Origin of the sequence: Microcoleus sp. D2_18a_B4 (assembly GCF_036702475.1) — a bacterium.
Taxonomy (GTDB): Bacteria; Cyanobacteriota; Cyanobacteriia; order Cyanobacteriales; family Microcoleaceae; genus Microcoleus.
In genome coordinates this window covers 63,428-69,427 of record NZ_JAUBTL010000043.1, presented here as the reverse complement: position 1 = coordinate 69,427, position 6,000 = coordinate 63,428, and the positions used below count along the sequence as shown (strand labels likewise).

Sequence of the window (6,000 nt, the reverse complement as noted above, 5' to 3'; positions counted from 1 at the left end):
TCGTTTAACATCATAGATGTTTATTTTTGTCAACTTTCTTGTTAAGAAAGATCCTTATAAAGCATAGCTTAAGAAGGAGGACTTTGAGTAAGTTCTGATATCCCTATTTTTAAGGATTGCTAGTAGGGGGGAGCGAGCTTAACTGAACCGTATTGAGCTAAAAGTTATCGCTCTCACAAGTAAAAAAAAAGATTACTTAAATAAATTAGAAAAAATAAGAATGCCAAAATTACAGATTAATGATTATTAATTGCATTATTAATAATTAATCAATAAATATAGCGGTTCTCAAAAAAGTGAGGTATGCCCACGGAGACCTATGCCCTATGCCCTATGCCCATGAGTACCTCATATGAGAGCTCGAAAGGCTATAGCTAAGTTTTTATAAATTTCCTATGCGACAGTAGGTTACTGGGTTCTTCATGGTGAACCCAATAAAACAGAGAGCTTTTCAGATGGAAGAAGTCAATCGATTTTAGATTTTAGATTTTAGATTAAAGAATTGAAGAATTGACCCCACGGATAAATTCGGGGGGCAAGTTTCATCGGATACAGGTTTTTTATTTTTACACGGATGAATCCGGGGGGTTGTATTTGGGACGCTTTCGGTCAAGGTAACTTTAAGAAACCCACCTCTTAGTATGAATAAAGGTTGCTAAAAATGAGAACAAAATCAAAGTTCTAAAGGAGCAATGGCGTTAAACAAATTTTCTAGGATAAATCGCAGCAAAGATTGAGTGGCTAATATTAAACCCAATCGAGCTTGGGCGAGTTTTGGCTGTTCGATTTTAACTTCTCCCCAAATTCGGCACTGGCTGTAAAAAATCTGAAATGCGTCGCTCAAACTATTGGCTAATTTGAAATAATTGACAGGTTGTTCGCAGTTGTTTACGTCAAAAGTAGGATATAAATTGTCTAGCACTGTTAAGAGTTGGGATATTAAACGGCGTTCTGCTGGATGCACTAACCGCAGTCGATCGCCCTCGTCAATCCAAGGGATAGGATTTGGACTCGCCAGCGACCAAATTTGTGGCGCTGTAGCGACATCGGGCTGCGCGATCGCAATTATCCGATCGCGGTGGGCCATTCGCAGCAGGGAACAGCAGCGCGCGTGGCTGTACTGAATGGGAAACAGTCGATCGGCACACACAACAGAAGATAATATTTGAGATTCTGAAACTGGGAGGTTCGTTTGAGCTAAACGCTGCAACCAGACGGCTAAACCTGCATCAGTCAACTCCATCTCAATAATTCCCCCCGGCGCTACTTTAACGGCGAAATCCGGGTAGCACAGCGGTTGGAGTGTTTCGGCCAACTGTGCCGCGATTGTCTGCGGTGTCTGCTGCCAAGTTTTAGCTAATTTGAGGGCGATCGCAGACACGTACAGCACCCGCGCGCTATCTTTACTCCGATTTAACGGAAATATTGCACCATTCTCAATTACTTGTTTAGGAACAGGCATCTTGCCTGTTCCACAAGAAAATTCATCTCTTGTGGAACGGGCATCTTGCCCGTTCTTGAGAATGGTGCCACCTATGAGATTTAACGGAAATATTGCACCATTCTCAATTACTTGTTTAGGAACAGGCAAGATGCCTGTTCCACAAGAAAATTCATCTCTTGTGGAATGGGCATCTTGCCCGTTCTTGAGAATGGTGCCACCTATGAGATTTAATGGAATTTCCCCTAGTGTCTCTTGCTGGGCGATCGCCCTTTGGAACCTTGAAAGCAAGAAACACTTCACTGTAACTTCCGGGCACTGCTCCATATTTGCTGTATCCATATCGGCTCATCCTACCGTAAGAGCAACGATCGACTGTTACCACTTGCACTGATCTTGTACGTTAAACTGCTGATCTCAGAGATAGTCGATCGGCTCCCCCGATCGGGGCTACATCGAATTAATAGGCTTTCTAGCGATTTTTTTGCTAAATAACAATAATTTACGACAAATTTTTTGCTGAACTCTACCATTTTGATGTATTTTTTGCTACATTAAATTTTTCGGTAAAACTAAGAAAAGTCAGCATAGTTAAGAAGCGTGCAAGCTCGATCGGGGGTTGGTTGTCTCACTTTGTATCGCACTGCTGGCAGAAGCTGTTTTTCTCACTCTTAAATATATCCCAGAGCCTCCCTTATGCAATCAACTTCCACACCTGTAGAGACTATCGATCGACCGTTTATCACTTGGCAGCGAATTATCGACTGGGCCCAGGAACACTACCGCTGCCGGACTTTTAGCAAAGATGAGCGGATTCCCGCAAGACCCGGACTGCTGTATTTAGTCCAGAAAGGTTCTGTGCGACTCGTAGGTAGCGCTCAAGTTAGCGCTGCGGCGGCGAAGTCGAAATCCGCTGACAAAACTACAGAAGAAGCTTTTTTGGGCTTCGTCGGCGCCGGCCAGCCCTTTGAACTGGTTGCTCAGTCTCCGTTTACTCTCCAAGCTTACGCTCATGCCGATCAAACTCACGTAGTGTGGATGTACTGGCACGACTTAGATAATTGGCCTCACTTTCGTAGGGAAATTTTGGATGCGTTTCGCTACCAGCACCAGCGGAAACTTCTCTGGCTGAGCACTTTGGGACAGCGCCGGACGATCGACCGACTGTTGGGATTTCTCACTTTGTTGATCGAGGAGTTTGGCGAACCTTACGTAGGTGACGACGAACCGGATGTGGTTCGGGGCTACCGGCTGCCTTGGGCCTTGACTCACGCTCAAATTGGCAGCGCAATTGGCTCAACGCGGGTGACGGTGACGCGACTGATGGGTAAGTTGCGATCGAAAGGTTTGATTAATACTGAGGATGATAATTTAATCTGTTTGCCGGCTAAGTCTAACCCCCAAAAGACAAAAAACCACAAGCAGGAGGTAGAAGATTCCCTGGAAGATGAAGATTCTCTCGAAGATTCCCTGGAAGATTCCCTGGAAGATGAAGATTCTCTCGAAGATTCTGAATAAAATCCTGCGGGAAATGGCCAACAAACAGCGCGTCACTATTAGTTTTGGGCAGTCGCGCTCGATCGCTCGACAGTGTACGATTAATTGTGTAAACTTTTGCCGTTCTCGAAAGGTGCGACTGACAATGACCGATGACAAGCAAAAATCTTCAATCCCGAACAATCAGCAACGGGTGGTATTCTGCGACTTTGACGGCACGATAACTGTTGAAGAAACTTTTGTGGCCATGCTCAAGTATTTCGCACCGGAACTGTCGTCTCAACTGATGCCAGAAATATACGCTAGAAGGCTGAGTTTGCGATCGGGAGTGCGGCAGTTACTAGAGTCTATTCCCTCGGAACGTTACGGGGAAATTGTGGAATTTTCTAGGGGAAAGCTGATGCGGCCGGGATTGTTGGAGTTGCTGGATTTTTTGGACGAAAAAAAGGTAGATTTTGCGATCGTTTCCGGCGGTCTTCGGGTCATGGTAGAGACGGTAATGGGCGATTTGGTACACCGGGCGAGCGTTATTTACGCTGTGGATGTGGACGCTAGTGGCCCTCGCTTGCAAGTCAATTCTGAGTTTGAAGGAGATGAGGAATTGGTGTCTAAGGTGCGGGTGATGGGCCAGCACCCGGCCGAGGAACAGGTGGCAATCGGAGATTCGCTGACGGATTTTAATATGGCTTTGCAGGCTTCGTCGGTGTTTGCGCGCGATCGGCTTGCCCAGTATCTAGACGAACAGCAAAAGCCTTATACTAAATGGGATAATTTTTTTGATGTCTTGGAAAATTTGTCCCAAAAATGGAATTGAAACTATAGCCTTTCTCAAGAAAAGTTATGTGTGTATTGGTAAAGTGTGCACTGCCCACCCTACGTTTATATAAGCCAGGGCAATTCCTATTAACTCACATCTTGCACCCTTGTCAATAAGCCTTCACGAGCGGGCAGGATGCCCACCACACAAGAAAATTTACTCTTTGTGGAACAGGCATCTTGCCTGTTCTTGAGAATGGTGCCAAATGTCACTATTAACGTAAAAAGTAGATTAAAAACTGAGGAATTTGTAAAGAATGAGTGGCGATTTGAGATCGGATTTAATTGCAGCAGCCAAACATTTTTACGATCGCGGTTGGATGGTTGGGACTGCTGGCAATCTTTCAGCCCGCTTACCAGATGGCACTTTTTGGATTACTGCTAGCGGCCGCGCGAAAGGGCAGTTAACTAAAGAAGATTTTATCAGAATGAACTCAGAGGGTGCTATTGTTGAGCAACCTGTTGCCGACAGCCGCCCTTCGGCCGAAACCAGCATTCATTTAGCCGTTTACAATTGTTTTCCAAACGCTAAAGCTTGCTATCACGTTCACTCGATCGAGGCAAATTTAGTTTCTCGGCTAACAGCAGGAGATGCAGTGCCTTTACCTGCGATCGAAATGCTGAAAGGTTTGGGGGTGTGGGAGGAAAACCCGCAGGTGACGATACCCCTATTTGCAAATTATTTGGAAGTGCCTAAAATAGCCAAGGAAATTTGCGACTTTTTTGCCGTTTCAGCGGCGTCTGTACCCGCTTTATTAATTCGCGATCACGGCATAACAGTCTGGGCCGACTCGCCAGCGGCCGCCTACAATTACGTAGAAATTGTAGAATACATTTTTCGCTATACGATCGCCGCCCGCCAATTAAATTTAGATTGAAGATTTGGGATTTGAGATTGAGCGGTGCATGAATGCGGAATTATGTAGGGCGCGCCCTAAGCACCTTACCGCTATTACCGCTATGATTAGCTTCTCAAACCACTTTTTGTATCCCGGACTGTAGGAAACGAGCAAACATTCAGAGGAGGCAACAGTAATGGCTAAATATACCAGAATTTTATCCATAGATGGAGGCGGAATTAGAGGAATTATTCCCGCGCAAGTTTTAGTTAGCATTGAGTCAAAGCTGCAAAAGGCAAGTGGCAACCCAGATGCGAGAATAGCTGACTATTTTGATTTAATCGCGGGCACGAGTGCGGGAGGAATTTTAACTTGCATCTATTTGTATCCCGATGCCGAAAATCCCACCAGACCTCGGTGGTCAGCGAAAGATGCTGTTAATTTTTCGATTGAGAGCGGTCGCGACGTTTTTAAGAGTTCATTATGGCAAAAACTCAGATCTATAGACGGTTTGATAGATGAGAAATATCCAGGCGAGCGCTTAGAACAATTCTTGTTGGAAAACTTTAGAAATTGCAAACTCAGCGAACTGCTGAAACCTTGTTTAATTTCCAGTTACGACATCGAAAGGAGAAAAGCTCACTTTTTCGATCAAATAGATGCTAAAGAACTTCCAGCAGAAGACTATTTTATTAGAGATATCGCCAGAGCCACATCTGCAGCTCCCACTTTCTTTGAACCTACCAAAATCCGCTCTTTGACCAACGAATCCTACGCTTTAATTGACGGGGGAGTTTTCGCAAACAATCCCGCACTTTGTGCCTATGCAGAAGTTAGAAATAAATTCAGAATTCCCGACGATCGCTCCGACAAAGGCCCGACAGCAAAAGATATGGTAATTCTATCGCTGGGGACAGGAGAAGCTCAGAAAAAATACCCCTACGAAGAAGCGAAAAATTGGGGTCAAGTTGAGTGGGTTCAGCCTTTGATTAATATCATGATGACGGGAGTTGCGGAAACTGTAAATTATCAACTAATTCAAATTTATGATGCGGTTGAAAGACCGAATCAATATTTGAGAATTACTCCCGATTTGAGCCACGAACAACCGCTGCCGATTGATGATGCCTCGGAAGAGAAGATATCGGCACTGCTGAGAATTGGCAAGGATCAAGCCGAAAAGAATAATGAACAGTTGGATAAGTTTATCGACTTGTTACTTGCGGAGGAGTCCTAGGATTTTAGATTTTAGATGTTAGATTTTAGATTGGGAAATGAGTGATGATTACCACAGAATCAATCACTGCCAATCTAAAGTCTAAAAAGGTAGAGCACACCAACCGCAGGGCAAGCCGACTGAAAATATATGTTGACAAATCGTGCAATAATTGCTGTAGGATTGCCTAA

At 44.6% G+C, this 6,000-nt stretch carries 5 protein-coding genes; 4 read left to right on the top strand and 1 reads right to left on the bottom strand.

All coding sequences use genetic code 11. The features are described 5' to 3' along the window. Positions 1–673 precede the first annotated feature (673 nt). The gene (locus QUB04_RS22435) at positions 674–1,783 is read right to left on the bottom strand and encodes a DALR anticodon-binding domain-containing protein (RefSeq protein ID WP_333287737.1); all 1,110 of its coding nucleotides are present in this window, start codon (positions 1,781–1,783) and stop codon (positions 674–676) included. Between the two features lie 354 nt (positions 1,784–2,137). On the opposite strand from QUB04_RS22435, the gene QUB04_RS22430 reads away from it, so the two are divergent. The 4 genes from QUB04_RS22430 (at position 2,138) to QUB04_RS22415 (ending at position 5,830) form a co-directional block, all read left to right on the top strand. Beyond that, positions 2,138–2,959 (top strand): Crp/Fnr family transcriptional regulator, encoded by an 822-nt coding sequence (locus QUB04_RS22430; protein ID WP_333147312.1) that lies wholly within the window; start codon positions 2,138–2,140, stop codon positions 2,957–2,959. Further along, on the top strand, positions 2,889–3,752 hold the full coding sequence (locus QUB04_RS22425) for an HAD-IB family phosphatase (protein WP_333287735.1): 864 nt from the start codon (positions 2,889–2,891) through the stop codon (positions 3,750–3,752). Before QUB04_RS22430 ends, QUB04_RS22425 begins: the two co-directional genes overlap by 71 nt. Before the next feature lie 259 nt (positions 3,753–4,011). Further along, positions 4,012–4,632 (top strand): methylthioribulose 1-phosphate dehydratase, encoded by a 621-nt coding sequence (mtnB, locus tag QUB04_RS22420; protein WP_333287733.1) that lies wholly within the window; start codon positions 4,012–4,014, stop codon positions 4,630–4,632. A 157-nt stretch (positions 4,633–4,789) separates the two neighbouring features. Then, positions 4,790–5,830, top strand: coding sequence for a patatin-like phospholipase family protein (locus tag QUB04_RS22415; protein WP_333287731.1), 1,041 nt, complete (start codon positions 4,790–4,792; stop codon positions 5,828–5,830). Positions 5,831–6,000: the final 170 nt, after the last annotated feature.

What these genes read in the sequence shown, in the direction of transcription:
- QUB04_RS22435 (WP_333287737.1), bottom strand. Translation starts at nt 1,783, where the DNA reads ATGGATACAGCAAATATGGAGCAGTGCCCGGAAGTTACAGTGAAGTGT.
- QUB04_RS22430 (WP_333147312.1), top strand. Translation starts at nt 2,138, where the DNA reads ATGCAATCAACTTCCACACCTGTAGAGACTATCGATCGACCGTTTATC.
- QUB04_RS22425 (WP_333287735.1), top strand. Translation starts at nt 2,889, where the DNA reads ATGAAGATTCTCTCGAAGATTCCCTGGAAGATTCCCTGGAAGATGAAG.
- mtnB (WP_333287733.1), top strand. Translation starts at nt 4,012, where the DNA reads ATGAGTGGCGATTTGAGATCGGATTTAATTGCAGCAGCCAAACATTTT.
- QUB04_RS22415 (WP_333287731.1), top strand. Translation starts at nt 4,790, where the DNA reads ATGGCTAAATATACCAGAATTTTATCCATAGATGGAGGCGGAATTAGA.